The organism is Xanthomonas sp. WHRI 7945, from assembly GCF_035026585.1.
This window is the reverse complement of the sequence record NZ_JAYIQP010000049.1, coordinates 1-1,851: the sequence shown is the minus strand read 5'-3', so window position 1 is coordinate 1,851 and position 1,851 is coordinate 1. Positions and strand designations below refer to the sequence as shown.

At 69.7% G+C, this 1,851-nt stretch carries 2 protein-coding genes; both read left to right on the top strand.

The genetic code is table 11. The features are described 5' to 3' along the window. Positions 1-107: 107 nt before the first annotated feature. Positions 108-689, top strand: coding sequence for a nicotinamide riboside transporter PnuC (gene pnuC / locus VDQ83_RS18625; RefSeq protein WP_455436015.1), 582 nt, complete (start codon positions 108-110; stop codon positions 687-689). A 276-nt stretch (positions 690-965) separates the two neighbouring features. Then, positions 966-1,703 carry a UTRA domain-containing protein gene (locus tag VDQ83_RS18620; RefSeq protein WP_455436014.1) on the top strand — a complete coding sequence of 246 codons (738 nt, stop codon included), beginning with the start codon at positions 966-968 and terminating at the stop codon, positions 1,701-1,703. Positions 1,704-1,851: the final 148 nt, after the last annotated feature.

Below are 1,851 nucleotides of genomic sequence, written 5' to 3'. Positions count from 1 at the left end.
GGCTGAAGCCCCTCCCACAGAAAAGCGCAAAAGCATCGAACTTGCGAAAATCCCGAGTCCCGAGTCCCGAGTCCCGAGTCCCGCCCCCAAAACCGAGCCCCCACCCCATGTCCCCCCTCGAACTCCTCGCCGTGCTGGTCAACGTGCTCGGCGTGTGGCTGACCGCGCGGCGGGTGCGCTGGTGCTGGCCGGTCAACGTCGTCGCGGTGCTGCTCTATGCGTGGCTGTTCTACCAATGGAAGCTGTATTCGGACATGTTGCTGCAGGGCGTCTACGTGTTCCTGCAGGGCTACGGTTGGTGGCGCTGGAGCCAGGGTCGGCTGGACCATGGCAAGGTCCATGTCGGCCCGCTGCCGCGGCGCGAAGGCGTGCAGTCGTTGCTGGCCGGCGCCGCCGGCGCGGCGCTGCTGGGCTGGCTGATGCATCGCTACACCGACGCCGCGCTGCCGTGGCTGGATGCGGCGCTGTCCGCCTTCAGTCTGGTCGCCAGTTTTTGGGCGGCGCGCAAACGCATCGCCAACTGGGGCCTGTGGATCGTGCTCGACTGCGTCTACGTCGGCGTCTTCGTCTACAAGGGGCTGTATCCCACCGCGGCGCTGTACGCCGGCTTCGTGGTGCTGGCGGTGTACGGCCTGCGGCTGTGGCAGGCCGACCTGCATCGCGCCGGCGCCGCGCAGCCGGCGCCATGAGCCGGCGCATCCGCATGCACCGCAACCCATGCGGCAAGCGCTAGCGAATGACGGCCCGGCGCGGCGGCGCCACGGATACCGGGACCGCTACGCTGGCGCATTCTCGCCCTGGCATTGCAGTAACCGGCGATGCGGGAGCGACTTTCAATCGCGACGGGCGTTACCAGCAAGGCCTGTCGCGACCGATGACCCGTGGCGACGCGGGAGCCGCTCGCACAAACGTGGCGGGTTGTCTGCAACCATGTAAGACACGCGCCATCGCGCGACGGAGACCCCATGCCCACGCCATTGAATCCCGCCGCCGGCTTCGGCCAGCGCATCGTCGATGCGCTGCTGGCGCGCATCGCCGGCGGCGAATGGGCCGCGGACCAGCGCCTGCCGGTGGAGCGCGAACTGGCCGCGCTGTTCGGCTGCACCCGCATCACCTTGCGCGAGGCGCTGCAGCAACTCGAATCGGAAGGACATATCTACCGCGAGAACCGCCGCGGCTGGTTCGTCAGCGCGCCGCGCGTGCGCCACGACCCCACCAGCATCGCCGGCTTCATGCAGTACGTGGCCGCGCAGGGCGGCATGCCGCGTACCGAACTGCTTGGCGCGCGCCGCCAACCGGCCGGCGCCATGCTGGCGCGGCAGCTGGAACTGGACGATGCCGCTGAAGAGGTTTTCGTCCTGCAGCGCCGGCGCTGGATCGGCCGCCGCGCGGTGCTGCTGGAGACCAACGCGATCCTGGCCGCCTGGGCACCGACCTTGCTCGACTACGACCTGGCCACTTCGCTCAGCGCCGTGCTCGCGCAGCGGCTGGGGCTGCGCCAGACACGCAGCCGGCTGTCGATGTATCCGGCCACGCTGGACGCCGAACGGGCGGCGCTGCTGCAGTCCACCGCCGGCACGCCGTGCTTCCGGCTGCAGCGGGTGAGCTACGCCGCCGACGGCCGCGCGGTGGAGTTCGACATCGAGTCCTGGCGCCACGACGTGCTGGAAGTGACGGTGGAGGTGCAGGCGCCGCCCGAGTGAGGCCGTCCTGCGCACCATTCCCAGCGCAACGCGCCAACGCAGACCGCGATGCGCCACGGATACGGCATGCGGCATCGACGCACGGGCAACTTGTGGGAGCGACTCGTTGACGTTCGGCTACTCCTGGCAGGACGCGCAGACCGACGGC

Coding starts and splice junctions, on each gene's coding strand:
- pnuC (WP_455436015.1), top strand. CDS start 108: ATGTCCCCCCTCGAACTCCTCGCCGTGCTGGTCAACGTGCTCGGCGTG.
- VDQ83_RS18620 (WP_455436014.1), top strand. CDS start 966: ATGCCCACGCCATTGAATCCCGCCGCCGGCTTCGGCCAGCGCATCGTC.